The sequence below is a fragment of the Pseudomonas sp. RHF3.3-3 genome, assembly GCF_048069595.1.
Lineage (GTDB): Bacteria > Pseudomonadota > Gammaproteobacteria > Pseudomonadales > Pseudomonadaceae > Aquipseudomonas > Aquipseudomonas fuscovaginae_B.
The window spans coordinates 1,837,553-1,863,638 of record NZ_CP182250.1; the positions used below are offsets into that span (position 1 = coordinate 1,837,553).

At 65.5% G+C, this 26,086-nt stretch carries 24 protein-coding genes; 18 read left to right on the top strand and 6 right to left on the bottom strand.

Going from position 1 to position 26,086, the window contains the following annotated elements; genetic code table 11:
* Positions 1–27: 27 nt before the first annotated feature.
* Both ACMGT0_RS08365 and ACMGT0_RS08370 read left to right on the top strand, forming a co-directional pair.
* A complete protein-coding gene (locus ACMGT0_RS08365) occupies positions 28–645 on the top strand; it encodes a TPM domain-containing protein (protein ID WP_054058279.1) in 618 nt (205 codons plus the stop codon).
* A gap of 54 nt (positions 646–699) precedes the next feature.
* On the top strand, positions 700–1,917 hold the full coding sequence (locus ACMGT0_RS08370) for a class I SAM-dependent methyltransferase (protein ID WP_416772174.1): 1,218 nt from the start codon (positions 700–702) through the stop codon (positions 1,915–1,917).
* Here the strand turns inward: ACMGT0_RS08370 and ACMGT0_RS08375 are convergent.
* Complete coding sequence (locus ACMGT0_RS08375) at positions 1,905–2,816, bottom strand: DMT family transporter (RefSeq protein WP_054058277.1); 912 nt, start codon at positions 2,814–2,816, stop codon at positions 1,905–1,907. The two genes, ACMGT0_RS08370 and ACMGT0_RS08375, sit on opposite strands and share 13 nt — an antisense overlap.
* A 204-nt stretch (positions 2,817–3,020) precedes the next feature.
* Here ACMGT0_RS08375 and ACMGT0_RS08380 point away from each other — a divergent pair, with 204 nt between their 5' ends.
* Positions 3,021–3,602 (top strand): DJ-1/PfpI family protein, encoded by a 582-nt coding sequence (locus ACMGT0_RS08380; RefSeq protein ID WP_054058276.1) that lies wholly within the window; start codon positions 3,021–3,023, stop codon positions 3,600–3,602.
* Between the two features lie 14 nt (positions 3,603–3,616).
* On the top strand, positions 3,617–3,922 hold the full coding sequence (locus tag ACMGT0_RS08385; RefSeq protein ID WP_017905997.1) for a ribbon-helix-helix domain-containing protein: 306 nt from the start codon (positions 3,617–3,619) through the stop codon (positions 3,920–3,922).
* Between the two features lie 149 nt (positions 3,923–4,071).
* Here the strand turns inward: ACMGT0_RS08385 and ACMGT0_RS08390 are convergent, their stop codons facing one another.
* The 5 genes from ACMGT0_RS08390 to ACMGT0_RS08410 all read right to left on the bottom strand — a co-directional run bounded on the left by ACMGT0_RS08390 (position 4,072) and on the right by ACMGT0_RS08410 (position 10,588).
* Positions 4,072–6,636: a TonB-dependent receptor gene (locus ACMGT0_RS08390; protein WP_054058275.1), complete on the bottom strand. Its 2,565-nt coding sequence runs from the start codon at positions 6,634–6,636 to the stop codon at positions 4,072–4,074.
* 117 nt (positions 6,637–6,753) lie between these two features.
* A complete protein-coding gene (locus ACMGT0_RS08395) occupies positions 6,754–7,713 on the bottom strand; it encodes a FecR family protein (protein ID WP_273819234.1) in 960 nt (319 codons plus the stop codon).
* Entirely contained in the window at positions 7,710–8,249 is a 540-nt protein-coding gene (locus ACMGT0_RS08400; RefSeq protein WP_273819235.1) for an RNA polymerase sigma factor, read from the bottom strand. Before ACMGT0_RS08400 ends, ACMGT0_RS08395 begins: the two co-directional genes overlap by 4 nt.
* A 123-nt stretch (positions 8,250–8,372) precedes the next feature.
* The gene (locus ACMGT0_RS08405) at positions 8,373–9,956 is read right to left on the bottom strand and encodes a rhodanese-related sulfurtransferase (RefSeq protein ID WP_416772178.1); all 1,584 of its coding nucleotides are present in this window, start codon (positions 9,954–9,956) and stop codon (positions 8,373–8,375) included.
* The gene (locus ACMGT0_RS08410; protein WP_054061349.1) at positions 9,953–10,588 is read right to left on the bottom strand and encodes a cysteine dioxygenase; all 636 of its coding nucleotides are present in this window, start codon (positions 10,586–10,588) and stop codon (positions 9,953–9,955) included. The genes ACMGT0_RS08405 and ACMGT0_RS08410 overlap by 4 nt, the downstream gene beginning before the upstream one ends.
* Before the next feature lie 106 nt (positions 10,589–10,694).
* Between ACMGT0_RS08410 and ACMGT0_RS08415 the strand changes: the two genes are divergently transcribed.
* From ACMGT0_RS08415 to ACMGT0_RS08480, 14 genes are all read left to right on the top strand, one after another.
* Positions 10,695–11,588, top strand: coding sequence for a LysR family transcriptional regulator (locus ACMGT0_RS08415; RefSeq protein ID WP_054061348.1), 894 nt, complete (start codon positions 10,695–10,697; stop codon positions 11,586–11,588).
* Between the two features lie 184 nt (positions 11,589–11,772).
* Positions 11,773–12,594: an ABC transporter permease gene (locus ACMGT0_RS08420; RefSeq protein ID WP_416772181.1), complete on the top strand. Its 822-nt coding sequence runs from the start codon at positions 11,773–11,775 to the stop codon at positions 12,592–12,594.
* Between the two features lie 2 nt (positions 12,595–12,596).
* Positions 12,597–13,373 carry an ABC transporter ATP-binding protein gene (locus ACMGT0_RS08425; RefSeq protein WP_054063976.1) on the top strand — a complete coding sequence of 259 codons (777 nt, stop codon included), beginning with the start codon at positions 12,597–12,599 and terminating at the stop codon, positions 13,371–13,373.
* The gene (locus ACMGT0_RS08430; protein WP_416772183.1) at positions 13,370–14,575 is read left to right on the top strand and encodes an acyl-CoA dehydrogenase family protein; all 1,206 of its coding nucleotides are present in this window, start codon (positions 13,370–13,372) and stop codon (positions 14,573–14,575) included. The genes ACMGT0_RS08425 and ACMGT0_RS08430 overlap by 4 nt, the downstream gene beginning before the upstream one ends.
* The gene (locus ACMGT0_RS08435) at positions 14,572–15,510 is read left to right on the top strand and encodes a D-isomer specific 2-hydroxyacid dehydrogenase family protein (protein ID WP_416772185.1); all 939 of its coding nucleotides are present in this window, start codon (positions 14,572–14,574) and stop codon (positions 15,508–15,510) included. Before ACMGT0_RS08430 ends, ACMGT0_RS08435 begins: the two co-directional genes overlap by 4 nt.
* Positions 15,500–16,318 carry a class II aldolase/adducin family protein gene (locus ACMGT0_RS08440; protein ID WP_241494427.1) on the top strand — a complete coding sequence of 273 codons (819 nt, stop codon included), beginning with the start codon at positions 15,500–15,502 and terminating at the stop codon, positions 16,316–16,318. Before ACMGT0_RS08435 ends, ACMGT0_RS08440 begins: the two co-directional genes overlap by 11 nt.
* Before the next feature lie 14 nt (positions 16,319–16,332).
* Positions 16,333–17,295, top strand: coding sequence for an ABC transporter substrate-binding protein (locus ACMGT0_RS08445; protein WP_416772188.1), 963 nt, complete (start codon positions 16,333–16,335; stop codon positions 17,293–17,295).
* A 134-nt stretch (positions 17,296–17,429) separates the two neighbouring features.
* The gene (locus ACMGT0_RS08450) at positions 17,430–18,611 is read left to right on the top strand and encodes a dipeptidase (RefSeq protein WP_054061365.1); all 1,182 of its coding nucleotides are present in this window, start codon (positions 17,430–17,432) and stop codon (positions 18,609–18,611) included.
* A gap of 198 nt (positions 18,612–18,809) precedes the next feature.
* Positions 18,810–20,387: a flavin monoamine oxidase family protein gene (locus ACMGT0_RS08455; protein ID WP_054061366.1), complete on the top strand. Its 1,578-nt coding sequence runs from the start codon at positions 18,810–18,812 to the stop codon at positions 20,385–20,387.
* A gap of 89 nt (positions 20,388–20,476) precedes the next feature.
* Positions 20,477–20,974: a RidA family protein gene (locus ACMGT0_RS08460; protein ID WP_054061367.1), complete on the top strand. Its 498-nt coding sequence runs from the start codon at positions 20,477–20,479 to the stop codon at positions 20,972–20,974.
* Between the two features lie 28 nt (positions 20,975–21,002).
* A complete protein-coding gene (locus ACMGT0_RS08465; RefSeq protein ID WP_054063981.1) occupies positions 21,003–23,468 on the top strand; it encodes a TonB-dependent receptor plug domain-containing protein in 2,466 nt (821 codons plus the stop codon).
* The gene (locus ACMGT0_RS08470) at positions 23,468–24,436 is read left to right on the top strand and encodes an aliphatic sulfonate ABC transporter substrate-binding protein (protein ID WP_239688158.1); all 969 of its coding nucleotides are present in this window, start codon (positions 23,468–23,470) and stop codon (positions 24,434–24,436) included. Before ACMGT0_RS08465 ends, ACMGT0_RS08470 begins: the two co-directional genes overlap by 1 nt.
* Positions 24,437–24,446: 10 nt before the next feature.
* Positions 24,447–25,217 carry a 2OG-Fe(II) oxygenase gene (locus ACMGT0_RS08475; RefSeq protein ID WP_054061370.1) on the top strand — a complete coding sequence of 257 codons (771 nt, stop codon included), beginning with the start codon at positions 24,447–24,449 and terminating at the stop codon, positions 25,215–25,217.
* A 4-nt stretch (positions 25,218–25,221) separates the two neighbouring features.
* Positions 25,222–25,971, top strand: coding sequence for a tRNA-dependent cyclodipeptide synthase (locus tag ACMGT0_RS08480; RefSeq protein WP_054061371.1), 750 nt, complete (start codon positions 25,222–25,224; stop codon positions 25,969–25,971).
* The last annotated feature ends 115 nt before the right edge of the window (positions 25,972–26,086 follow it).

The following is a 26,086-nucleotide window of genomic DNA, read 5'->3' on the forward strand; positions in this document are numbered from 1 at the left end:
CCATAATAATGAGAGAGCAGCACAACCATGGCCTTACTCAGTGAATACGAACAGCGCCAGGTCGCCGAGGCGATCGCGCGGGTGGAGCGCCAGACCGATGCGGAACTGGTGACGGTGCTGGCCAGCCGTGCCGACGACTACGCCTATATCCCGTTGCTCTGGGCCAGCCTGTTGGCGCTGCTGGTACCGGGCGTCATCAACTTCGTCTTCGGCTGGCTGAACGGACACGCCTTGCTGGCGGTGCAGTGGAGCAGCTTCATCGTGCTGTGCCTGCTGTTTCGCATCCCGTCGGTCACCAGCCGGCTGATTCCGCGCTCGGTGCGGCACTGGCGCGCCTCGGGGCTGGCGCGGCGGCAGTTTCTCGAACAGAACCTGCACCACACGGTTGGCGGCACCGGGGTGCTGATCTTCGTCAGCGAGGCCGAGCGCTATGTGGAGATCCTGGTGGACGAGGGCATTGCCCGACGCCTGGACAACAGCGTCTGGGAACCCATCGTCAAGGCGTTCACCGAGCAGGTCAGGCAGGGACAGACGCTGCAGGGCTTTCTCTCCTGCATCGAGGACTGCGGCAAGCTGCTGATCACCCATGTACCCCTGACCCAGACGCGCAACGAGTTGCCGAACCGCCTGGTGGTGCTGGGCTGATACAATGCCCGGCATTCCCAGATCAGATTCCGCACGCCCGAGGCGTTTCCCTACATGTCAGTCACTGCAAAACCCGCCCAGTCCGTGCCGGACCATCACGCCCAGTTCATCGAACTGCTCGAAACCAGCCTGGCGCAGAATGCCTTCATCAAGCTGGTGCTGGCCAGGCATGTCGGCGCCGAGGCAGACCTGCAGCGGTTGATCATCAAGCAGTTGACGGTCAGGGACCAGCCCTGCCTGTCCTTCGTCTACCGCTACAAGACCCGCGACATCACCAAGAATTTCCCCCTGGCCGAAGGCGTGGCGAACGTCGCGGCGCTGCTGCCGGCGTCGTTCAGGAACGCCCACCTGCTGTCGCTGACCGACGAGATCCAGCTCGAATACGGCAAGAAGGGCAAGAGCACGCTGTTCAAGGGCAAGGCCCGGCAGGAGCGCGAGGTGCCCTCGGCCGAGCACAATCGCGAGAAGAACCGCTACCTGGAACTGAGCCGGCCGTTCCTGGTCGACCTGGGCGTGACCAACCGCCAGCATGAGCTGATCCCGGCGATGTCGCGCAAGTGGAAGCAGATCAACAAGTTCATCGAGGTGTTTTCACACGCCCTGGGCAGTTCACCGATCCCGCTCGACCGGCCGGTACGGGTGGCGGACTTCGGTTCGGGCAAGGGCTACCTGACCTTCGCCATCCACGATTACCTGTGCAACACCCGACAGGCGGTGGCCGAGGTGACCGGCGTCGAACTGCGCGAGGACATGGTCACCCTGTGCAACGCGGCCGCGGCCCGCCTGGAGCATCCCGGCCTGGTGTTCAAGTGCGGCGATGTGCGCAGCGTGGCGCCGAGCGAACTGGAGGTGATGATCGCCCTGCATGCGTGCGATATCGCCACCGACTACGCGATCCACACCGGTATCCGCTCCGGGGCTTCGATCATCATGTGCTCGCCATGCTGCCACAAGCAGATCCGCCAGCAGATCCAGAGCCCGGCGCTGCTCAAGCCGATGCTGCAATACGGCCTGCACCTGGGCCAGCAGGCCGAGATGGTCACCGACAGCCTGCGGGCGCTGTTCCTCGAGGCCTGTGGCTACGAGACCAAGGTCTTCGAGTTCATCTCCCTGGAACACACCAACAAGAACAAAATGATCCTCGCGGTCAAGCGGGCCGAGCCCCAGGACCCGGCCCGGCTGCTGGCGAAGATCGAGGAACTCAAGGCGTTCTATGCCATCCAGGAGCATTGCCTGGAAACCCTGCTGCGCGCCGATGGCTACTTGAGCTGAACCCCGGACGGCAGCTGGCCCGGTTGCGCCGGGCGTACCCCGGCCTTGCGCCCCAGCATCACCGTGACGATCACGCCGGCGGCGAACAGCCAGGTCACCGGCTCGACATGCTCACCGAAGAACAGCGCCGAGAAGGCGATGGTGAAGAAGATCTGCAGCAGTTGGATCTGGCTGACCCGGGCGATGCCGCCCAGGGCCAGCCCGGCGTACCAGGCGAAGAACCCGAGAAACTGCGAGAACATCGCCACGTAGCCGAAGGCCCACCAGGTCCTGGCGGAAACCGCGCCCTGGTGTTGCACCGCCAGGTACAGCACTGGTCCGATCAATACCGGCACCGACAGCACCAGTGCCCAGCAGATCACCTGCCAGCCGCCCATTTCCCGGGCCAGGCGCCCACCTTCGGCATAGCCGAGGCCGCCGACCGCGATGGCGCCGAGCATCAGCAGATCACCGGCCTGGATGCTGCCGGCGCCGCTGAGCAGGGCATAGCCGAGCACCAGCGCACTGCCCAGGGCCGCGCAGGCCCAGAAGGCTTTCGATGGCCGCTCATGGGACAGCCAGGCTGCATACAACGCCACGCACAAAGGTTGCAGGCCGTTGACCAGCGCACCGTGGGAGGCCGGCAGGCTCTGCATGGCCCACGCCGAAAGCACCGGGAAACCGAGGATCACCCCGGCGATCACCAGCCACAGGCCCTTGAACTGGCTCCAGGTCGGCCATTTCTCCCGTCGCCACAACAACAGTGCCGCCGCCGGAATCGCCGCCACCAGGGCTCGGCCGAGGCCATTGAGCAGCGGGTTGATTTCCTGCACCACGATGCGGGTGAAGGGCAGGGTCAGGCTGAAGATCACGACGCCCAGCAGGCCGAGCAGCATGCCGGTGTTTTCACGGGAAGACATAGGGAGAGAACCGAAAGTAGGCTGGAGAACGGGTGTTCATTCAGCCATAAACCCTGCGGCGGGGGCTGCTACAGCTGGGCACAGAGTTGTCCGTACAGTTCGGGGGCGGACAACCGTAGTAGCCGGCGATTACCCGCCCGGGTGCTCAGGGGCTACCTTGGCTACTCTTGTCTGCCCAAGCGTTCACCCAGAGGAGTTCACCCCATGGCCGCGAAAAAGATCCTGATGCTGGTTGGCGATTACGTCGAAGACTACGAAGTGATGGTGCCGTTCCAGGCGCTGCAGATGGTCGGTCACCAGGTGCATGCCGTGTGTCCGGACAAGACCGCCGGCCAGACCGTACGCACCGCGATTCATGATTTCGAGGGCGACCAGACCTACAGCGAGAAGCCCGGGCACCTGTTTGCGCTGAACTTCGACTTCGCCCAGGTCGATGCCGCCGATTACGACGGCCTGCTGATTCCCGGTGGTCGTGCCCCGGAATACCTGCGCCTGAACGACAGGGTGCTGCAACTGGTACAGGCCTTCGACCAGGCCGGCAAGCCGATCGCCGCAGTGTGCCACGGCGCGCAATTGCTGGCGGCGGCGGGTATCCTTGAAGGTCGCGAGTGCAGTGCCTACCCGGCCTGTGCCCCGGAAGTGCGCCTGGCCGGTGGCCGCTACATCGATATCGCGGTCAGCCAGGCCCATGTCCAGGGCAACCTCGCCACCGCCCCGGCCTGGCCGGCGCATCCGAGCTGGCTGGCGGCGTTCCTTGGCCTGCTGGGCACCCAAATCACCCTGTAAGCGAGGCAGCGCCGATGTGCGAACTCTACGTCAAGGCCGATCCGATCCTCTACGAGTCGCGTTCCCGATCACTGCGCATCGGTGGCGTGGTGACCACCCTGCGCCTGGAAAATCAGTTCTGGGACATCCTCAGCGAGATGGCCGAGGGGGAGGGCGTGACCACCAACCAGATGATCACCCGCCTGTATGAGGAGGTGATGGACTATCGCGGCGAGGTGGTGAATTTCGCTTCGTTCCTGCGGGTCGGCTGTACCCGTTACCTGAGCCAGAAACGGGCCCAGGTCCGGGAGTTGAGCGTGGTGCGGGCGAACGCCGGCTGATGGGGCCATGGCCGGCCCCATTGGCTTTATGTGGGAGCGGGCTTGCCCGCGAAGCTTTTGGCGCCCTCAAGGGCCTATTCGCGGGCAAGCCCGCTCCCACAGGAAAGCAGTCCCCACAGGAAAGCTGCCTTCACCAGGTCAGGTGAGGGTCAGAAGTAGCGTGTCAGGCTGACCTTGAGGTTGCGCCCCACGCTGTAGGCCCGGTCGCCGCTCAATTCCGGGCGGTAGCTGCGGTTCATCAGGTTATCCACCGTCAGGTTCACTTCCGTGCCCTTCAGGTAGCGCTGCTGCGGTTTCCACTGGGCGAACACGCTCTGCACCACGTAACTGTCGTTTTCGTACTGGTCGTAGAAGGCATCGCCGACACTGGTGCCCGGGCCGCGGCTGTACTTGTCGCTGGGTACCCGGTCGGTCTTGCGCACGTAGACGCCCTGCCAGCCGACGCGGGCATCCAGGCTCGGGATCTTGGTACCGAGCAGTACCACCCATTTGGCCGGCGGAATGTCCCGTGCCCAGACCGATGGCCCCCAGGGGTTGGTGTACGGGTTGTCGCGCTTGCCGGTCAGGTAGCTATAGGACAATTGACCGAACAGGTAGCTGGAGTCGTAGAAACTTTCGACCTCGAAGCCCTTGATGGTCGTGCCGCCGACGTTGCGGTAGTTGGACATCGGGCCCGGCGGGCAGGCGGTGCTGATGGTACCGCCATTGATCGCCTGGTTGGCGCAGCCCACGCCGGTGGCCTTGAAGATCTCGTCCTCGATGCGGTTGTGCAGGAAGGTGGTGCGGATCATCAGGTCGTCGTTGTCGGTCAGCAGCTTGGAGAAGTTGCTGATGCTGCCGAAACGCAGCGCGGTGATGCGCTCGGGGTCGAGGTCGACACTGGTGGCGGTGCGGCTGCCCAGCCCCTGGACTTCGTATTGCTCGTCGATCACCGGGGCCCGCCAGGTCTTGCTGTAGTTGGCGTACAGGCCCTGGGTCGGCGTCACCCGCCAGAAGGCCGCCAGGCGTGGCGACCAGCCGGTGTAGGTGCGGTCGCTGTAGTCGTGGCCGATGGCCGGATCGGGGTTGGAATAGTACGGTGCGTCGTTGGCCTCGCCACGGTTGCGCACGTGGTCGTAGCGCAGCGACGGGGTCAGGGTGAAGTCGCCCAGGGTCACGGCGTCCTCGATGAAGAAGGCATTGGCGTCGACCTTGCCGTGGGGCATGAAACCCGGCTGGAAGTGGCCGTAGTTGTAGCGGGCGGTGTTGTAGGTGCTGCCCGGCATCCACATCTCGGTTTCGCGGGCGTGCTTGCGGATCTGCGTGCCGACCGTCAGCGCGTGCTGCAGGGAACCGGTGTCGAACAGGCTGGTGTTCTTGATCTCCAGTTCGCGGTCCCGGTATTCGGTGTCCATCTTGCGTCCGCCGGTGGCCAGGCTGAAGAAGGCGCTGGCGTTGCGCTCGTCGGTCTGGTCGGTGTTGGACTGCGAGTACTTGATCTGCAAGTCCACCAGCGGGTTGTCCAGTGGCTTGTATTCGTACTTGCCCGACCAGGTGGTGTCGATGGTTTCACGATTGGCCAGCATCCGTTTCAACGCGCCCTCGTAGCCGTACTGGCGGATGTTGGAAGCGGTCGGTGGTGTCGGGTAGCTCTGGGCCGAGAACGGTGTCCAGCGCTCGCTGTTGGAGCGCGAGTAGGAGAGCTTGAGGCTCTGCTCGTCGGTGAGATTCAGGTTGAGCTTGAGCAGCACCGCATCCAGGTCCTGGGCGCTGTTGGGAAGGCGCTTGGGATTGATCGGATACTGGTTGTTGGGATTGGGTGGCGTTTCGGCCAGTTTCAGGTCACCGCCGTCACGCTTGGTCAGGAATACCAGGCCGTCGGCCTTGCCATCGTCGGTACGGCCGTAGGTCGCGCCGCTGTAGGTCTGCTCATGGTTGTTGCTGGCGTAGCCGTACTTGACCATGGCGCCACTGTTGCGGCCTTTTTCCAGCAGGTCGGGAGCATCCTTGGTTTCCATGTGCACCGTGCCGCCGAAGCCGCCATTGCCGGTTTCGGGCGAGTGCGGGCCCTTTTCCACCTCTATGCTCTTGATCAGTTCCGGCTCGATGAAAATGGTGCCCTGCTGGTAGCGCTCGAAACTGCTCTTGGTGGCGCCGTCGACGGTCAGCGGCACGTCCTCGGCGTCGCCCAGGCCCCAGATATTGATGGTCTGCCCGCCGGGCTTCATCGAGCCGCCCATGCTGATGCCGGGCAGGGTCGAGAGCAGCGAGGGGATGTTGCCCGGCTGGCTGCGCTCGATATCGTCCTTGGTCAGGGTCGAGCGGCCGACGCTGCTGGAGTCCACTTCCTTGCCGTCGCCGAGGATGCTCACCGCGCCCAGCTGGATGGCGCCCTTGTCGGGGGTTGGCTCAGCGTCGGCCTTGCGGATCACGAAGGTGTTGCCGACCATGAGCAGTTTGAAGTTGCCGCCCTTGAGCAGCAGGCCGATGGCTTCCTGGGCGGTGAACTGACCTTCCAGCGCGCGGGCCTGGATGTTGTGCAACTGTTCCTCGTCGAACAGCAACTGGATGTGGGTCTTCTGTGCCACCTGGCTGAGGGAGGTCGCCAGCGACTGCGCCGGCAGGCTCATGGCGACCTTGTCGGCGGCCTGGACCGGCAGGCTGGCCATCAGGCAGGCGGCGATCAGGGTTGGACGGGAACAGTGATGGAACAACTCGTGAGCGGCGCGAAACATTGAATCCCCCGGTGTGGCCAAAGGCCAAAAAGGCGTTCGTTCAGAACGTAATCGGGGAGGAAGACGCGGCAGTGAAAGAAAACCTCACCTGCGAATGAAAAATATTCTCATGTGTGCTCATTTGCGGCTTTCGATCCGCACCTGGCCGTCGTCCAGGGCCACGGTTCGCACCGGGATCAGCACCGGCAGGGCGTTGAGCAGGGCATCCGGATCCTGGGCATCGAGGCTGCCGGACACCTTGAAATGCGCCAGCGGCCCATCGGCCAGTTGCACCGGCTTGCTGCGGTACAGGTTCAATTCGTCGATCAGGCTGAGCAGTTCGCGATTGCGAAAGGTCAGGTGACCGCTGCGCCAGTCGGCGACCTCCTCGGCACTGACCGGCTGTTGCTGCACGGTGCCCCTGGCGTAGTCGTAGATTCCGCGTTGGCGGGCTTCGAGCAGAGTCGCCTTGCCCGGATCGCCTTCGGGTTCGAAGGCCACCTGGCCGTGGGCGACGCTGACCACCAGTTGCTTCTGGCCGCGACGCACATCGAAGGCGGTGCCGACCACGCGCACCCGCGCGTTGCCGGCGTGCACCCAGAGTGGGCGTTCCTTGTCGGCGGCGACCTCCAGGTAGAGCTGGCCCTGGTCCAGGTAGATGTCCCGTTGCAGGCTGCGGAAGTTGATGCGCAGGCGCGTGTTGGCGTTCACGTACAGGGTGCTGCCGTCCGGCAGTTTCAGGGTGCGGGTGCCTTCGGCATGGGCGGCGACCTGGTGGTGGTAGGCGCTGTTGGGCGCACCGACATGGCTTGCCAACAGCGCACAGACCAGGGCGGCCGCGCTGGCCAGGGCCGAGCGCCAGGGATTCTTGCGGCGTGCGGGCAGGGGCACCGGCCGGTTCAGTTGCTGGAGCTCGACGAGGTCGGCCCACAGGGCCTCGAACTCGGCATAGGCCTTGGCGTGGGCCGGGTCGGCCCGCCATTGTTCGAAGTCCTTGTCGGTGCCTGGGGCCTGCTCGGCGCGATTGCGGGCAAACCAGCTGGCAGCCTGGGCGTCGATGCTGTTTTCATCGAATTCGATATCGTTGGCGCGGGTCATTCCGGCTGCTCCTTGCCCTGCTCCTGTTCCAGGCGCTGCTTGCAGTGCAGCAAGGCAAAGGCGATATGTTTTTCCACCATGCTGACGGAAATCCCCATACGTTCAGCGATCCGGGCCTGGCTCAAGCCCTCGAAACGGGCAAGCATAAGGGCTTCTCGACGCCGAGGCGAGAGTTCGGCGAGCACCTCTTTCAATTGCTCCAGTCGTTGCAGGCGCTGCGCGGCGGCCAACGGGTCGTTGCGCTCGTCGGCCACCGGTTCCTGCTCCGGGTCGGCCTGTTCGCTGTGCACCGCCTGCCTGACCTTCTGCTTGCGCCAGTGATCACGCAGCAGATTGCGTGCCATCTGGAACAGGAAGGCCCGTGGCTGTTCGACCTTGGCCTGCTGGTCGTAGTCCAGCCACTGGGTGAAGACGTCCTGGGTCATGTCCGCCGCATCGCTGGCGTTGTCCGTGCGTTTGCGCAGGAAATGCAGGATGTCCGCATAGAACCCGCGAAAGGTTTCAGCCGACAGCGGGTCGGGCTTGGGACGAGACATGGCGGAACCTTCACGACTTCAGGTGGCAGGGCTGGAAAGTCGTGAATGATATCGAGAATTATTGCTATTTGTCTCGTCTGAAATGAACCGCCTCTTCGGCCTTGCCCGCCACGGATGCGGGTATCAGATCACGAAGAACCCGTGGGTGCCGTCCCGGCCCAGTTGGGCCACCAGACCGTATTCCCAGTCGAGATAGTCCTGCATGGCTTCCCGTGGGTTGTCGGTGCCTTCATAGGGACGGCGGTAGCGGTCGATACGCGGCGCGGCCAGGCGCTGTTCACCGCTTTCCAACGGTAGCCCGGCGGCGATCCAGGCCGCTGTCCCGCCGTTCAGCAGCCACACCGGTTTACCGGTCAGGGCCTGGACCTCGGGGATGGCGAAGTTGGCCAGCAGGCTGCTGCCACAGGTCAGTACATAACGCTCCGCCGGGGGAATCCGTGCCAGCGCCTGGGCGAGCTGGCTGCGCAATGCCCACCAGGCACCGGGGATATGCCGTTGTACATGGTTGGCGCTGGCGGTGAAGTCCAGCACCTGGGTGCCCGGCTCGCGCAACCAGCTGGCCAGGGTCGCGGCGTCCACGAAGCGGGCTCCGGGGCGCGCGGGCAGTGGTGGCTGCCAGGGACCCTGCTCGCTGAAATCGCTCGCCGCGAGGTCGTCGAGTACCTTCACCTGCCAGCCCATCTGCGCCAGCCAAGAGGCGCTCATGTTCGCCCGCACACCGTCGTCGTCCACCAGTACCAGCCGGGCGCCGCGCACGCTGGCGAAGTGATCGGTCTCCTGCACCAACTGGCCGCCGGGCGTGGAGCGGGCGCCGGGCAGGTGGCCGGCCTCGAATTCCTCCGGGGTGCGCACGTCGAACAGGTAGGTGGTACGGCCGCGTTCGGCCTGCCATTGGCGCAGCTCGGCCAGGCTGGCGCGGCCCACATCGGCCCGGTCGGCCACCGCCCGGGCGGCCTTTTGCGCGGCGTGGCGATTGTCCTCGCCGACGTCGGCAAAGCGCCGTGCCTGCCCATGCTCCAGCGCCTGCCCGGCCAGGGTCCAGCCGATGGTGCCGTTGCGCAGCGCGGCGACCGGATTGGGAATGCCCGCGTTGACCAGCGACTGGGTGCCGATGATGCTGCGGGTGCGTCCGGCGCAATTGACGATGACCCGGGTTTGCGGGTCGGGCGCCAGCTCGGCGACCCGCAGCACCAGTTCGGCACCGGGTACGCTGATGCCGCCGGGGATGCTCATGGTCTGGTATTCGTCGAAACGACGGGCATCGAGTATCACCAGGTCGGCCTCGGCATCCAGCAGCGCCTGGACTTCCTCGGCGGCCAGCGATGGCGTGTGGCGCTCGGACTCCACCAGTTCGCCGAAGGCTTTGCTGGGCACGTTGACGTCCTTGAACAGCTCGCCACCGGCTTGCTGCCAACCGGCCAGGCCGCCCTCGAGCAGGGCCACATCGCTGTAGCCCAGCTCATGCAGCACGGCAGCGGCCCGTTGTGCCAGGCCCTCGCCATTGTCGTAGAGGGTCACCGGCGTGTCCCCGCGGGGAATCCGGGCATAGGCCTCCAGTTCCAGTTTCGACAGCGGGATGTTGGCGGCGAACAGTGGGTGGGACTCGGCGAAGGGGGCTTCTTCGCGGACATCGAGCAGGGCCAGTTCCTGGCGGGCCAGCAGGGCCTGACGAATGTCCTGGTAATGGCGGGTGCGGATCTCGGTCATTGCGGGGGCTCCTTCGACAGGTCCCAGAGGTTAGGTAGCAGGCTGTTGGAGTAGCCGGAGATGAACGGTTTTTCACTGCCGTCCGGGTGGTACACCGCACGCTTCACCGCGCCGATGTTGCCGCCATAGACGTGGATGCTGATCGACACCCGGTCGTCGAATGCATTCGATACCTGGTGGATATCGCCAATGCGCGGCGAGACCGCCTCGACCTGACCGGGATCCAGGCGAATTGCCTGGCCGGCTTGCTGCAGGCTGCCGTCGGCGCGGCGTTCGAAACCCTGGGAATATTCGGCGCCGCGCAGCATGCCGATCAGCCCCCAGACCCGATGATCATGAATCGGCGTGCTCTGGCCCGGGCCCCAGACGAAACTGACGATGGAGAACAGCTGGCGCGAATCGGCATGCAGCAGGAACTGCTGGTAGCGCTGCGGATCGGGCTGGGCGAACGCCGCGGGCAGCCAGTCGTCATGGGCGACCAGTTGTTGCAGCAGCCGGCTGCCATCCGCGAGTACCTGTTCTTCGCCAGGTCGGGTAGCGAGCAGGGCGGCCAATTGGTCGATGAAGTGGCGTAATCGACCGAGGTTCGGGGCCGCTGGCGTGGCAACGGGGCGATGGGATTGTCGAGGCATTGAGGTCCCTCCGTGGACAGTCGGATACGACGTGAACTACACGAGTGGGCTAAAAGGTATTATTCTTTCCTGGCATTTTTCCACTTATTTATTATGCGAATAAAGAATGAAGATAGATGATATCAATGCATTCGTGGCGGTGATCCGTTGCCAGACCATCAGCCAGGCCGCCGATTCGCTGCAACTGACCCAGCCGGCCATCACCCGGCGTGTGCAGAATTTCGAGGAGGCGCTGGGGGTGGAGTTGCTCGACCGCAACACCAAGCCGCTCAAGCCCACCAGCATGGGCCTGCGGGTCTATGGGCAGTGCCTGGAAGTGCTGCGCGCGCTCGATGGCCTCAGCGAACTGGTGGCCAATGACGGCGCGCCCAGCGGGGCGTTGCGTATCGGCGTGCCGCAGACCATCGGTGACGTGGTGCTGCTCGATGCCCTGAGCCAGTTGAAGAATCTCTACCCGCAGTTGCAGACCTCGGTCGCCACCGGCTGGGGCAGCCACCTGCTGGGCAAGGTCGAGAACGGTGAGCTGGACGTGGTGGCGGCACTGTTCCCGGCGGGCAAGGTGTTCCCCGACGGGGTGGTCGGGCGCTCGCTGGGCAGCATGAACCTGGTGGTGGTGGCGGCGAAGGGTGAGGTGACCCGCCGTTCATGCAAGCTGGCCGACCTGTACCAGCGCGGCTGGGTGCTCAACCCCGATGGCTGCGGTTTTCGCGCCGGCTTGCAGCGGGCCCTGAGTGCCCAGGGCCTGTCGTTGCAGATCAACCTGGAAACCTTCGGCACCGAACTGCAACTGGGACTGATCGCCAATGGCCTGGGTTACGGGCTGGTGCCGGCCCCCTTGCTGGAAAACAGCGGTCATCGCAACAAGCTGGAGATCGTGCCGGTGACGGACTTCAAGCCGGTGATCGACCTGTGGCTGATCCACCCGCGTTTCCTCGGCAACCTGCAGGAGCCGGTGAGCGCGTTCGGCGAGATGGTCGCGCAGCGGGTCGGCAAGTCCTGAAGCCGGGACTGCCCCCTGGCCTTCCTCGGACGGGCACTGCGCAGGCCTGTTAATCTATTGTTTGCATAATTGTTATTTTTATAAATGCAATTTTTGTATATTAGATTAGAACCAAAGCGAATTTCACGGACGTTTTTTATGTAGTTAGCATGGTCATCCACGCGCTACAGAACAGGACGTCAGCATGCCCGCGCAAGACCTTGTCTCCCCTCGATCCGGCCTGCGTACGCTGGCCCGCTGGACCGGCTGGCGCGAACCGGCGCTGCGCCTGATCAGTCCGCTGGTGTTGCTGCTGCTCTGGGAACTGGCATCGCGCAGCGGGTTACTGCCGAGCCGAATCATCGCCGCACCCAGCACCATCGGTGGCACTTTGTGGCAGATGCTCGGCAGCGGCGAGCTGGGTCGTCACCTGTGGGTTTCCCTGCAACGGGCCTTGGGCGGGTTGGCCATCGGTGTCAGCATCGGCACCGTGCTGGCCCTGCTCTCGGGACTGTCACGGCGGGGGGAGCTGCTGATCGACTCGCCGGTGCAGATGCTGCGCACCCTGCCATTTCTCGCCATCGTGCCGCTGTTCATCCTCTGGTTCGGCGTGGGTGAGACGCCGAAGATCGCCCTGATCGCCCTGGGCACCACGTTTCCCGTTTACCTCACACTGTTTGCCGGCATCCGTGGCCTCGATCCCAAATTGCTGGAGGCGGCGACCCTGCTGGGGCTGTCCCGGCGCGAGCGGATCTGGCACGTGATCCTGCCCGGTGCCCTGCCATCCTTCTTCGTTGGCCTGCGCTACGCCTTCGGCCTGAGCTGGCTGGGCCTGGTGGTGGTCGAGCAGATCAACGCCAGCGCCGGTATCGGCTACCTGGTCAATGATGCCCGGGACTTCATGCGCACCGATGTGATCGTGATCTGCCTGCTGATCTACAGCGTGCTCGGGCTGGGTATCGATGGCCTGGTGCGTCTGCTCGAGCGCCTGTCCCTGGCCTGGCGGCCATCCTTCATCAGGAACTGATCATGAGCCTCTCTCTTTCGCGTTCCCAGCGTCCGGCCGTCGAATGCCAGCAGGTCAGCCGCCGTTTCGGCGGGCAGGCGGTGCTCGATGCCCTCGACCTTGAGATCGCTCCCGGCGAATTCGTCGCCCTGCTGGGCAGCAGCGGTTCGGGCAAGACCACCTTGCTCCGCGCCCTGGCCGGCCTGGATCGTATCGACGAAGGCAGGCTGGCCGTGCCCGAGCCGCTGGCGGCGGTGTTCCAGGAACCCCGGCTGATGCCGTGGAAACGCGCCTGGCGCAATGTCGCCCTCGGCCTGCGGGGGACCGAGCCGAAAGCCCGGGCGTTGGCGGCGCTGGCGGAGGTCGGGCTGGCGCACCGGGTCGGGGCCTGGCCGCACACCCTGTCCGGCGGCGAGGCCCAGCGGGTGGCGCTGGCCCGGGCGCTGGTCCGTGAGCCGAAGCTGTTGCTGCTCGATGAACCCTTCGCCGCCCTCGACGCGCTGACGCGGATTCGCATGCACCAATTGATCGTCGACCTGTGGCGCGCCCATGAGCCGGCGGTGCTGCTGGTGACCCACGATGTCGACGAGGCGGTACTGCTGGCCGACCGGGTGGTGGTCCTGGCCAACGGCCGGATCGCCGAACAGATTCCCATCCGCCTGCCGCGTCCGCGCCAGGTGGCCAGCCCGACCTTCCAGACGCTGCGTGCGCGCCTGCTGGAGCTGCTCGGCGTCGAACAACCCGTGGCCGCCGTCGATGACGGTCGCCTTCACTTTCTCAGCAGGATCGCCCATCGATGAGCCCAACCACCGTGCAATCGCCCAGGACCCATGCCAGAGCGAGCCTCGACCTCGATTCCCCGGCCTTCACCGACCTGCTGGAGCAGCTCAGCCAGGAGTTCGCCGGTACCGCCGCCTATTACGACCGGCACAGCGAGTTCCCCCATGCCAATCTGCATCGGCTGCATGAGCACGGCCTGCTGGCGCTGACCGTGCCGCGCCAGTTAGGTGGCGGCGAGGCGACCCTGGCCCAGGCACGGCGGGTCATCGGTGCGGTGGCCCGGGGCGAGCCATCGACGGCGCTGGTGCTGGTGATGCAGTACCTGCAGCACACCCGCCTGCAGGGCAACCAGGCCTGGCCGCTGCACCTGCGCCAGCGGGTCGCCCGCGAGGCGGTGGAACAGGGCGCGTTGATCAATGCGCTGCGGGTCGAACCGGACCTCGGCACCCCGGCCCGTGGCGGCCTGCCCGGCACCCTCGCCCGGCGGGTCGAGGGCGGCTGGCGGCTGGATGGCCGCAAGATCTACTCCACCGGCATTCCCGGGCTGACCTGGCTGTCGGTGTGGGCGCGCAGCGACGAGCCCGAGCCCAGGGTCGGTACCTGGCTGGTGCACCGTGACACCCCGGGCATTCGCATCGAGCAGACCTGGGATCACCTCGGGATGCGCGCCACCGGCAGCCATGACGTGGTGTTCGAGGATGTGTTCGTCGCCAGCGAGTTCGCCGTGGATATCCAGCCGGCCAGCACCCCGCGCCCGTCCGAACTGGACAGCAGTGGCGTGCTCTGGCTGGCGGTGCTGCTGTCGTCGATCTATGACGGCGTGGCCCGGGCGGCCCGTGACTGGCTGGTGGTCTGGCTGGGCGAGCGGACCCCGGCCAACCTCGGGGCGCCGCTGTCGAGCCTGCCGCGTTTCCATGAGCTGATCGGCAGGATCGATGCGCTGCTGCTGGCCAACCGGGTCCTGCTCGATGCCGCCGCCGAGGGACGGATCGCCGCGAGCGAGGCGACCCAGATCAAGTACCTGGTGACCGGCAATGCCATCAGCGCGGTGGAACTGGGAATCGAGGCCATCGGCAATCCCGGTCTGGCCCGTGGCAATCCGCTCGAGCGGCACTACCGCGATGTGCTGTGCAGCCGGATTCATACACCGCAGAACGATGCGATTCTCGCGGCGGTCGGCCGTGCCGCCTTCGCCCTGCCTGCTCGTGGGGGCCAGGCGTGAGCGGGGCACGCATCGCCAGCCAACTGGACGCCTCGTTCAACGTGCGCTTGCGCAACCTGGGACTGGAGGTGCTGGAACTGCCCCGGGGCCTGCCGCGCGAGCTGCCGACGGATGTGCGGGTGCTGTTGGCGGCGCCCCACGCCGAGTTCCGCGATGCGCCCCAGGCGCCCGCGGGCTGGCCGTTCGGGTTGCGCTTCGTGCAACTGGCGAGCTCCGGGCTGGACTACTTTCCCCGCTGGCTGTTCGACAGCCTGCCGGTGGCCAGCGCCCGTGGCGTCACCGCCGAGAGCATTGCCGAGTTCGCCCTGGCGGCCATCTTCGCGGCGGCCAAGCAGGTGCCGCAGATCTGGATCGACGACGCGGCGCACTGGCGGCAACGGCCGTTGGCGCAGGTCGCGGGCAGCACCCTGGGGCTGTTCGGCTTCGGCAGCATTGCCCGAGCCCTGGCGCCCAAGGCCCTGGCCCTGGGCATGGAGGTGCTGGCACTGAGGCGTTCGCCGGCGCCTTTCGAGGTGCCCGGCGTGCAGAGAGTCGCCGATCTGCATGAGTTGTTCGCCCGCTGCGATCACCTGCTGCTGGCGGTGCCGGCGACCGAACTGACCCGTCGTGTCATTGACCGTGATGTACTCGGTTCGGCCCGTCCCGGCCTGCACCTGATCAACATCGCCCGTGGCAGCCTGATCGACCAGGAGGCCCTGCTGGAGGCGCTGGACAGTGGGCAACTGAGCCTGGCCAGCCTGGATGTCAGCGACCCGGAGCCGCTGCCGGTCGGGCATGGCTTCTATCGGCACCCGCGTATCCATCTGTCGCCGCATACCAGCGCCAACTCACCCCAGGTCTATCTGAACCTCGCCCGCCTGGTGCTGGACAACATCACCCGCGAGGCCAATGGCCTGCCCCTGGAAAACCGCGTGGAGGCCGAACGTGGCTATTGAATCACCGAGACATCAACCGAGTGCCTACGGGCTGCCCCGTGACGGGCACACCGTGTTCCGCTGGGAACACCCGCCGCAGCAGGCGACCGTCGAACTGGAAAGGCTGCGCCGCAAGCAGAGCCTGGCGGCGGCCTTTCGGGTGTTCGCCTGGCTCGGTTTCGACATGGGCGGCGCCGGGCATATCACCGTGCGTGATCCACAGCGCCCCGATCATTTCTGGGTCAACCCGGTGGGCGTGTACTTCGGCCATATCCGCGTCTGCGACCTGCTGCTGGTCAATCCCCATGGCGAGATCGTCGAAGGCGAGGGCGCGTTGAACCTGGCGGCCTTCGCCATCCATGCCGCCCTGCACGAGGCGCGCCCGGACGTGGTGGCGGCGGCCCATGCCCATTCGCTGCACGGCAAGGCCTGGTCGAGCCTGGGGCGCCTGCTCGATCCGCTGACCCAGGACGCCTGCGCCTTCTACGAGAAGCACGCGCTGTTCGACAATTTCTCCGGGGTGGTGCTGGAGAGCAGCGAAGGCTCGCGGATTGCCCGCACGCTTGGCCAGCACAAGGCGCTGATCCTGCAGAACCATGGTCTGCTGACGGTGGGCGAGACGGTCGAGGCCGCTGTCTGGCGCTTCATCGCCATGGACAACGCCGCCCATACCCAACTGCTGGCCGAAGCCGCCGGCACGCCGCGACCGATTCCGCCCGAGGTGGCGCGTCACACCGCGCGCCAGGTCGGCACCGAGTTCGGCGGCTGGTTCAGTTTTCAACCTTACTGGGATCGGGTTCTGCGCAACGAGCCGGATGCCTTTCTGTGACAGGAGTCAGCCTGATGGACCGTCGTCGTTTTCTGCAGCTTTCGGCCCTGGCCGGGCTCGGCGCCGCGTTGCCGAGCCTCGGCCGGGCCCAGGACCTCAGTGGGGTGACCCTGAATGTCGCGACCTACAAGGGCGCGGCGCCATCGTTTTTCCCCGAGGCCGGCATCGGCCCGGCGCCGTACAAGGTCAGGTATGCCGAGTTCAACGGCGGCAACCTGAGTTTCGAGGCGCTGGTCAGCGGTACCCTGGACATTTCACCGATGAGCGAGATCCCGCCGATCTTCGGTATCAGGAATCATGCGCCGGTGAAGCTGATCGCGGTGCTCACCGGCGACGTCAACAACCAGGCGTTCATCGTGCCCAAGGGCTCGACGGTGCAGTCGGTGGCCGAGCTCAAGGGCAAGCGCATCGCCTATATCCGCTCCACCAGTTCCCACTACTTTCTGCTCAAGGCGCTGAAGGAGCAGGGGCTGGGCTTCGACGACATCGTGCCCATGGCGCTGACGCCCCAGGATGGCTTCGCCGCGTTCCAGAACGGCGCGGTGGATGCCTGGGTCAGCTTCGGCTACTTCATCCAGCTCGCCGAGTTGCGCGCCGGGGCGCGGGTGCTGAAGACCGGGCAGGGCTACCTGTCGGGCAACTACGTGATCGCGGCCAACCAGAACAGCATCGCCGACCCGCTCAAGCATGCGGCGATCACCGACTACATCCTGCGCGAGTACCGCTCCTGGCAATGGATTGCCGCGCATCCCGAGGAATGGGCGACCAAGAGTTCGAAGATCCTCGGGATGCCGAGGGAGGTGTTCCTGGCGCAGTACAAGGCCCAGAGCGGACCGCGGATCCTGCAGCCGGTTGACGATGCGGCGGTGCGTTCGCAGCAGGATGTCGCCGACCTGTTCTTCGAGGCCGGGGTGCTGCCGCAGAAGCTGGACGTGAGCGGGTTGTGGGATCGCAGTTTTCGCTGGGGGCCGGCCTGAGACACTGCTCCCTTCTGCTCTTTATGTCGTTTTGGTTTTGCGCAAGGCTTGAGCACCTCTTCGCGGGCAAGCCACGCTCCTGCAGAGTGCGCCGTGCGCAGCAGGCCGGCTCCAGGTAGTCATGGATGATCCCGATGTTGAAGAAAACCCTCGCCCTTGCGTTGCTGCTGGTCTCGCAAGTTCAGGCCGCCGACACCCTGCACCAGCGCCTCACCGTTCTCGACAGCCACCTCGACACGCCGATGCAACTGGCGCGTCCCGGCTGGGACATCACCGAGCGCCACCGCTACGCCGACGATCTGTCCCAGGTCGACCTGCCGCGCATGGAGGAGGGTGGACTGGACGGGGGCTTCTGGGCCATCTTCACGCCCCAGGGGCCGCTGACTGCCGAAGGTCGTACCCTGGCCAGCGAACACGGCCTGGCGGTGCTCACGCGGATTCGCGACATGGTCGCCGCCCACCCGCAGCAGTTCGCCCTGGCCCTGAAGGCCGAGGATGTCCCGGCCATCGTCGCCCGGCGCCAGCGGGTGGTGTTCATCAGCATGGAGAATGCCGAACCGCTGGCGGCCGACCCCGGGCGGCTGCTGACCTATCGACGCCTGGGCCTGAGCATGCTCGGGCTGGTGCATTCGGCGAACAACGACTTCGCCGATTCGGCCACCGCGTTGCCGCAATGGCATGGCCTGAGTCCCCAGGGCCGGGCGCTGGTGGCCGAGGCCAACCGGCTGGGGATCCTGCTGGATGTTTCCCATGCCTCGGACCAGGTGTTCGACCAGGTACTGGCGCTGTCCACGGCACCGATCATCGCCTCGCACTCCTCCAGCCGGGCGATCACCGCGCACCCGCGCAACCTGGATGACCGGCGCCTGAAGGCGTTGGCGGCCAAGGGCGGGGTGATCCAGGTGAACAGCTTTCCCAGCGACCTGATCGACCAGCGGCCCGATCCGGAGCGTGCCAAGGCATTGGGGCCGCTGTACCGGGAATTCCGTCTGGCGGCGAGCATGACGCCAGCGCAGGTGGCGGACCTGGCGGCGCGGATCCGCGCCGTGGAGGCACGCTTTCCCGAGCCGCGGGCGACGCTTGATGACTACATGAAGCACCTGCTGCATATCCTCGCGGTGGTCGGGCCGGAGCATGTCGGCATCGGGGCCGACTGGGATGGTGGTGGCGGGGTCGAGGGGCTGGAGGATGTCGCGCAATTGCCGAAGATCACCGAGCGCCTGCTGGCGGCGGGTTATGGGGAGCGGGATTTGGCGAACATCTGGGGTGGCAACCTGCTGCGGGTGTTGGCTGAGGCCCAGGCTCGCGGGGAGTAGCAGTCGCCCTTCCTCTATGCATTTCGTGCAATATCCGCGTCATAAAATATGAAACAAAGTAATATTTGCATATGCCTAAAATGTATTTCTCTTATTAAGTTGCGCTCTTTAGGATGGCCTCCATAGACCGAAGTAACTGAATGTTTCGGCGGGCTATAACGGAATGAACTATCCACCACACAGGCAGGGAGCGCTTGCATGCCGTTGACCAGAAGACAACTGATCGCCCGCGTCGCCGCCGTTGGCGGCCTGCAGGCGGCAACGGCGGTGATGGGCCTGCTCGGAGTGGACCGCCAGGCTGCGGCCGGTGAAGAAAACTACGCCGCCTTGCCGACCGCCGCCGTCGGCCGCGGTGCCAGCGTGATCGTGATCGGTGCCGGCATCGGCGGCCTGGTCAGTGCCTATGAGCTGAACAAGGCCGGTTTCAAGGTGACCCTGCTCGAAGCCCGCGACCGCGTCGGCGGTCGCAACTGGACCGTGCGCCAGGGCGATCGCGTCGAGTACACCGATGGCAGCGTGCAGGTCGTCGACTTCGACCAGGGGTTCTACCTCAATGCCGGCCCCGGTCGCTTGCCCAGCCACCATCAACTGATGCTCGGCTACTGCCGCGAACTTGGCGTCGAGCTGGAGGTGCTGGTCAACACCAGCCGCAATGCCCTGGTGCGCCCCGATCTCAACGCGCCGGCCATCCAGATCCGCCAGGCGGTCAACGACAGCCGCGGACATTTTTCCGAGCTGCTGGCCAAGGCGGTCAATCGCCAGGCGCTGGACCAGGAACTGAGCCCCGCCGACCGTGAGCACCTGCTGAGCTTCCTGAGAACCTGGGGCGACCTTTCGGACAAGCTCGAATACCTCGGTTCGGCCCGCTCCGGCTACAAGGTCTGGCCGGGAGCGGGCGACCAACTGGCGCAGAAACGCGACCCGCTGCCGCTGCAGACCCTGCTCAACCCGGCGCTGACCACCGCGCTGATGATCGACGAATACCCGGAGTTCTCCCCGACCATGTTCCAGCCGGTCGGTGGCATGGACCGCATCGCCAAAGCCTTCGAACGGCACCTGAAGGCGCAACTGCGGCTGGGCGCCGAAGTGCTGTCGATCGACAACCGGACGGACGTCGTCGAGGTCGGCTACCTCGACCGTCATACAGGGCGCAAGCAGGCGCTGAAGGCCGACTACGTGATCAGCAGCCTGCCGCTGCCGCTTTTGGCCAAGGTCAGGAACAACCTGGCCCGGCCGGTACAGCAGGCGATCGCCGCGGTCCAGTTCGGCTACGCCAACAAGGTCGCCTGGCAGTCCCGGCGCTTCTGGGAGCGCGACTACCAGATCTACGGCGGGCTTTCCTTCATCAACCAGGAGTCCTCCGGCCTGTGGTACCCCAGCGGCGGTTTCAACCAGGCTGAAGGGGTGCTGGTGGCGGCCTACAACAATGGCGAGACCGCCCGCCGGTTCGGCGAGAGGCCCCTGGCCGAACAGATCGAACTGTCACGCCAGGCGGTGGAACTGCTGCATCCCGGCCACGCCCGGGAGCTGCGCAAACCGCTGGCGATCGCCTGGGCCAAGATCCCCTACAACCTCGGCCCGTGGATCAATCACGAAGTGGCCGACCCGGACTACAGCCTGCTCAACCAGGCCCAGGGCCGGGTCTACCTGACCAGCGACGGCCTGGCCCACAGCGGTGTCGGGATCTGGCAGGAAGCCGCCGCCGCCGCCGCGCGGCGGGTGGTCCGTCATCTATTCGAGCGGGCACAGGGCTCGCCCATCAAGCAAACGGCCTGAAAAAGCCGCGCTCTCACTCAAACAGCCACACCGATTTGCCGGGTAGCGGACCTCCGAGGCCGGCATAAAACATACCTTGGAGTGTCCTTATGTCGTTCAAGAAAGCCTTGCTGGGGTTGGGGATCCTATTCGCCGCGAGCGGCTCGCAAGCCGCCTCGATCCAACGGGTGCCATCCACCTATCCGAATTCGCCGATCCTGCAATCGGTGACCCTGCCGGGCAACGCCGAAGTCACCTATCTCTCCGGGCTGCTGCCCGACCCGGTCGATCCCAAGGCCGCCAAGGAGCAGATCCGGGCCGCCGGCAACACCGAGAGCCAGGCCCGCGCGGTGCTGCGCAAGGTCGAGACGATCCTCGCCAGCCAGGGCCTGGGGCTGGGCGATGTGGTGCAGTTGCGCATCTACCTGGTGGGCGACCCGGCATTGGGCGGCAAGCTGGATTTCGACGGCCTGCAAACCGCCTTCCGCGAATTCTTCGGGACCGACAAACAGCCGCTTAAGCCGGCCCGCACCACGGTGCAGGTGGCCGGGCTGGTACTGCCCGGTGCGCTGATCGAAGTCGAGACCGTTGCCGCCAAGGCGCGCTGAGCCGATCCACAGGAAGGATATTCGAGTCATGGTTTCCAGTTCTTTTGGCAACACCCGCCTTGCCGCGCCGTTCGGCGCCGCGCTGCTCAGCCTGGCGACGTCCCAGGCGCTGTTCGCCGCTGATCCGACCCTCGACACCGTGGTCGTCACCGGGGTGCGCGGCAGCCAGCAGCGTACGGTCACCGACAGCCCGGCACCGATCGACGTGATCAGCGGCGAGCAACTGCGCACCATCGGCCAGAACGGCCTGAAGGAGATGCTCGGGCGCCTGCTGCCCTCGTTCAACGTCCCGACCATCAATGGCGGCGGCACCGCCTTCCTGGTCCGCGGCGTGAGCATGCGCGGCCTGGGCGGCGACCAGGTGCTGATCCTGGTCAACGGCAAGCGCCGGCACAACTCGGCGCTGATCAACAACGGCGCGCGGGTCGGCAACGCCTCGGTGCCGGTCGACCTCGACCTGATTCCCACCGCCTCCATCGAACGCATCGAAGTGCTGCGCGACGGTGCGGCAGCGCAGTATGGTTCGGATGCGATCGCCGGGGTGATCAACATCATTCTCAAGCGCAACGCCGACGGCCTCACTTCCGACACCACCGTGGGCCAGTACTACGACGGTGACGGTGCCACCGGCCACGAAGCGGTCAACTGGGGGACGACTCTCGGCGAGAACGGCGGCTTTTTCAATCTGTCGTTCGACGGCAAGCTCCAGGAACCCTACGAGCGCGCCGCCGCCGCCAGCGGCCAGTTGTACTTCAATCAGGCTGACGGCTCGCCCGATCCGCGGGAAAGCAACCGGCACGGCTGGGGCGGCGAGTACGGCCTGGGTCGTGACCGCACCAGCAGCCTGGCCTACAACCTGGAGCTGCCGCTGGAGAACGACCTCAAGCTGTACTCGTTTTCCACCCTCAGCTACCGCAACAGCAACAAGGACCTCGGCCACCGCCGGCCGACCGACATTACCAGCCTGGCCGGCATTCCCGGCGCACCGTACCCCGACGGCGGCCAGGCCCGGCGCGAGATCCACGAGGTCGACTTCCAGATCGCCGGTGGTGCCAAGGGCCTGGTCGGTGACTGGGACTGGGACCTGAGCAGCACCTACGGCAAGGATCGCGCGGTACTGGATACGGCCAACAACCTGAACATCTCCAACGGCCCCTACAGCCAGCATGACTTCCACCTGGGCAACCTGATCTTCGACCAGTGGACCACCAACCTGGACTTCAGTCGCGCGCTGGACATCGGCTGGAGCAGCCCGCTGGAAACCTCCTTCGGCATCGAGCACCGCTGGGAGAAGTATGCCCTGGAGGAAGGCGAACCGAACGCCTACAACTTTGGCAGCTACGTGCCGACCACCGGACCGTTTGCCGGCCGGGTGCCGGACCCGGGGCTGTTCTCGGTCAACGGCACGACCCCGGAAGACGCCTATTCGTTGCAGCGTCACAGCGATGCGGCCTATATCGACCTGGGCCTGAACATCACGTCCAAGTGGTATGTGGGCGCAGCCGCCCGTTACGAGAAGTACAACCTCGGGGTGGGTGAAACCGCCAGCGGCAAGCTCACCACCCGCTACGAGTTCCTGCCGGGTTATGCCGTGCGGGCGGCGGTCAGTAATGGCTTCCGGGCTCCGTCCCTGGCCCAGAGCGTGTTCTCCACCACCAGTACCGTGACCCAGTTCACCAGCGGCAGCACCACCAACGTGCGCACCAAGCAGATGCGTCCGGACTCGCCCGAAGGCCGTGCGCTGGGGGCCAAGGACCTGGAGCCGGAAACCTCGCGCAACTACAGCATCGGCCTGACCGCCGAGCCGGCGGAGCGCCTGCGCTTGACGGCGGACTTCTACCTGATCGACATCGACAAGCGGATCCTGCAGACCGGCATCCTCAGCGGCCCGGCGGTCTCGCAGATCCTGGTCAACAACGGCCTGTCGCCGAACCTGGCCGGGCAGTACTACGCCAACGCCGCCGACACCCGGACCAAGGGGCTCGATGTGGTGGCGGACTACAGCCAATCCTTCGGCGAGTACGGTGCGGCGAAGTGGAGCGTGGCCTACAACCGCAACAAGACCACCATCCGCAGCCTTGCCGACACCCCGGCGGCGCTGGCCAGCCTGGGCTCGCAGTACGTGCTGTTCGACCGCCAGCAACAGATCGACCTGACCAAGGCGACGCCCAAGGACAAATGGATCCTGTCCGGCAACTACAAGCTCGGCAACTGGACCACCAACCTGCAACTGACCCGTTTCGGCGAGTACACCGAGGGCGCGAACAAACCCTCGGACGACCGCACCTACAGCGCCAAGTGGATCACCGACCTGGACGTGGCCTATGACGTGAATCAGAACCTGACGGTGGCGGTGGGGGCGAACAACCTGTTCGACGTGTACCCGGACAAGATCGGCCTCAAGGCCTGGGCCGGCACCTACGAGTACGGCATGTTTTCGCCGTACGGGCTGGGTGGCGGGTACTACTACAGCCGTATCAGCCTGGCGTTCTGATGATGAATCTGCGCGCCGATACACGGTTGGCCGGCTTGCTGGCGGTGCTGCTGCTCTGCGGCGCGACCCAGGCCGCCGAACCGCTGCGGGTCTCCAGCCAGAAGCAGTCGCTGAAGATCCTGCTGCAGGCGGCCGGCGAACTGGACAACCTGCCGTACCCGATCGAGTTCGCCTCGTTCGCCGCTGCCGCGCCTACCGCCGAAGCCCTGGCGGCCGGCGCGGTGGACCTCGGTAGCCTGGGGGATGCGCCGTTCGTGTTCGCCACCGCGGCCGGCGCGCCGCTGAAAACCGTCGGGGTGATCAAGGTCAACGTCACCCCGACTGCCGTGGCCATCGTGGTCAGGGACGACTCGCCGCTCAAGGACGCCGCCGATCTCAAGGGCCGGCGCATCACCACCACCCGCGGTTCCATCGGTCATTTCCTGGCCCTGGCGGCGCTGCGTTCGGCGGGGCTGCACGCGGGCGATGCGCAGTTCATCTTCCTCGCCCCGGGCGAGTCGCGGACCTTGCTCGCCAACGGCCAGGCCGATGCCTGGTCGACCTGGGACCCCTATACAAGCATGGTCCGGCTCGAAGGCGGCACGCGGGTGCTGGTCAGTGGTGCCGGGCTGTTCGCCGGGCACATGCTGCTGGTGGCCAATGACGCGGCGATTCGCGACAAGCCGGCGCAGATCGACGACTTCCTGCGTCGCCTGGCCCGTGCCTACGACTGGGCCAATGCCCACCAGCAAGGCTTTTCCGCGATCCAGGCCGGCTATAGCGGCCTGCCGCTGGAAATCCACGAACGTTCCAATCGCTTCGCCCAGGCCCATCGCATCGATGTCGGGCCGACGGTGATCGACGACGTGCAACACACCGCCGACCTGTATCGGGAGGAGGGCGTCATTCAGGCCGCATTCAAGGCCGACCAGCATTTCGATCAACGCTTCAACACGTCTGTATCCAGTCCATCACTTTCAGGGAATTGAAGGGGGTTTCATGTTTACCGTGACCACTGCCGAACAGCTCGAGGCCCGACATATCGTCGATGTTGTGGAGAAACGCTCCTATGGTGTCCAGCTCAAGGGCTTCTGCCCGCCGGACACCCTGCAACTGGCCAGGGACAAGCTCGCCGGTCTCAAGAGTGCCTTCAGTGGGCAGAACGAGTTCGTCCGGGTCGGCAAGGCCTATATCGAGATCGACGACGAGCAGAGCCGGGCCGAGTACCACGCGCTGGCGCTGCCCAACATCCGCAGGATCCGCAACCTGTTCCGGCCGTTGGCCTCGCCCATCGACGAACTGCGCCTGCTGCTGGATGAGGTCTGGCCCAGCGGTGCGCACCTGCTGCAGGTCGAGGGGCAGAAATGCTTCGTCGGCATTGCCCGTTTCCAGGGCTCGGGGGTCGACCTCACGCCGCATACCGACGACCTGGAACGCAACACGCCGCCGGGGCATGGCCGGCAATTGCTGAGCCAACTGTCCACCAACATCTACCTGCAGATCCCCGAGGACGGTGGCGAGCTGGAGATCTGGGGCATCGAGCCCGACGAGGAGGAGTACAGGCGCCTGCGTGGCGAACGTGCCTACGGCATCGAGCGCCACCTGCTGCCACCGCCGGATTTCGTGGTCAAGCCGGAACCCGGCGACCTGATCCTGCTCAACCCGCGGCTGATCCATGCGGTGCGCCCGTCGGCCACCAGTACACGGATCACCCTCGGCGTCTTTATCGGTTACTACGGCGAAAACCAGCCTTTGGCCTACTGGAGCTAAACCCATGAGCACTGTGCAAGAGATCAACCTCAAGGCGTATTTCAACAAGGGCGGCGAAGAGCATGAGTTCGACGGCAAGCGCGTGGTGCTGGCGGTCAGCGTCGGCCAGGAGTACCACGAGGACCAGAAACTGCGTTCCACCATCCACCTGATCAACCAGTCCGGCTTCAGCCATGTGAAGGTGGTGGTGGCCGACACCCTGCAGCGCCACAACAAGCACGGCAAGTCGCCGGGCGAGGCGCTGTCGGCATCGATCCGCGATGGCGATGCCTGGCTGGCCCGCAACCAGGGCATTCTCGACGGCTTGCGGGTGCCGTATCACGTCACCCGCTGGAACCAGGAACTGGCCAGTGACCGCTATGCCGAACTGCGCCAGCAACTGGACGAGGTCTACCGGACCCGCGAGGAACTGCGCGCGGCCATCGACGAGACCATCGGCGTGTTCACCGAGCGATTGCGCCTGCGTGACGAACACGCCGACCTTGAAAAGGCCGCGGCCCAGTGCCGCGAATACATTCTCGAAGAGATCCCGATCATCCTGCCGCTGTGGGCGGATGAGGGTTATCACTATGTGCTGTACCCGCAGCAGATGACGGCGGCGATGGCGACCAGCCGCGACCTGCTGATCGCCCCCCACAGCCCGGACCGGGTGCGCTGGCTGCCGCTGAAGTTCAAGAAGCGCGGGATTCCGATTCCGTTCACCTTGCCGGGGATCGTGCATCCGAACTGGTCCAGTAGCGCGATTGCCATTTGAGTCCTGGTGTGGGGACCGTGCGGGCCTCTTCGCGGGCAAGCCCGGCTCCTACAGGTTGGCGTCGTACATGAGGCTTGCGTACTCACTGGCCTGCAGGAGCCGGGCTTGCCCGCGA

Bases quoted from the DNA above. Each gene is read 5' to 3' on its own strand.
- ACMGT0_RS08365 (WP_054058279.1), top strand. From the start codon at position 28: ATGGCCTTACTCAGTGAATACGAACAGCGCCAGGTCGCCGAGGCGATC.
- ACMGT0_RS08370 (WP_416772174.1), top strand. From the start codon at position 700: ATGTCAGTCACTGCAAAACCCGCCCAGTCCGTGCCGGACCATCACGCC.
- ACMGT0_RS08375 (WP_054058277.1), bottom strand. From the start codon at position 2,816: ATGTCTTCCCGTGAAAACACCGGCATGCTGCTCGGCCTGCTGGGCGTC.
- ACMGT0_RS08380 (WP_054058276.1), top strand. From the start codon at position 3,021: ATGGCCGCGAAAAAGATCCTGATGCTGGTTGGCGATTACGTCGAAGAC.
- ACMGT0_RS08385 (WP_017905997.1), top strand. From the start codon at position 3,617: ATGTGCGAACTCTACGTCAAGGCCGATCCGATCCTCTACGAGTCGCGT.
- ACMGT0_RS08390 (WP_054058275.1), bottom strand. From the start codon at position 6,636: ATGTTTCGCGCCGCTCACGAGTTGTTCCATCACTGTTCCCGTCCAACC.
- ACMGT0_RS08395 (WP_273819234.1), bottom strand. From the start codon at position 7,713: ATGACCCGCGCCAACGATATCGAATTCGATGAAAACAGCATCGACGCC.
- ACMGT0_RS08400 (WP_273819235.1), bottom strand. From the start codon at position 8,249: ATGTCTCGTCCCAAGCCCGACCCGCTGTCGGCTGAAACCTTTCGCGGG.
- ACMGT0_RS08405 (WP_416772178.1), bottom strand. From the start codon at position 9,956: ATGACCGAGATCCGCACCCGCCATTACCAGGACATTCGTCAGGCCCTG.
- ACMGT0_RS08410 (WP_054061349.1), bottom strand. From the start codon at position 10,588: ATGCCTCGACAATCCCATCGCCCCGTTGCCACGCCAGCGGCCCCGAAC.
- ACMGT0_RS08415 (WP_054061348.1), top strand. From the start codon at position 10,695: ATGAAGATAGATGATATCAATGCATTCGTGGCGGTGATCCGTTGCCAG.
- ACMGT0_RS08420 (WP_416772181.1), top strand. From the start codon at position 11,773: ATGCCCGCGCAAGACCTTGTCTCCCCTCGATCCGGCCTGCGTACGCTG.
- ACMGT0_RS08425 (WP_054063976.1), top strand. From the start codon at position 12,597: ATGAGCCTCTCTCTTTCGCGTTCCCAGCGTCCGGCCGTCGAATGCCAG.
- ACMGT0_RS08430 (WP_416772183.1), top strand. From the start codon at position 13,370: ATGAGCCCAACCACCGTGCAATCGCCCAGGACCCATGCCAGAGCGAGC.
- ACMGT0_RS08445 (WP_416772188.1), top strand. From the start codon at position 16,333: ATGGACCGTCGTCGTTTTCTGCAGCTTTCGGCCCTGGCCGGGCTCGGC.
- ACMGT0_RS08450 (WP_054061365.1), top strand. From the start codon at position 17,430: ATGTTGAAGAAAACCCTCGCCCTTGCGTTGCTGCTGGTCTCGCAAGTT.
- ACMGT0_RS08455 (WP_054061366.1), top strand. From the start codon at position 18,810: ATGCCGTTGACCAGAAGACAACTGATCGCCCGCGTCGCCGCCGTTGGC.
- ACMGT0_RS08460 (WP_054061367.1), top strand. From the start codon at position 20,477: ATGTCGTTCAAGAAAGCCTTGCTGGGGTTGGGGATCCTATTCGCCGCG.
- ACMGT0_RS08465 (WP_054063981.1), top strand. From the start codon at position 21,003: ATGGTTTCCAGTTCTTTTGGCAACACCCGCCTTGCCGCGCCGTTCGGC.
- ACMGT0_RS08470 (WP_239688158.1), top strand. From the start codon at position 23,468: ATGATGAATCTGCGCGCCGATACACGGTTGGCCGGCTTGCTGGCGGTG.
- ACMGT0_RS08475 (WP_054061370.1), top strand. From the start codon at position 24,447: ATGTTTACCGTGACCACTGCCGAACAGCTCGAGGCCCGACATATCGTC.
- ACMGT0_RS08480 (WP_054061371.1), top strand. From the start codon at position 25,222: ATGAGCACTGTGCAAGAGATCAACCTCAAGGCGTATTTCAACAAGGGC.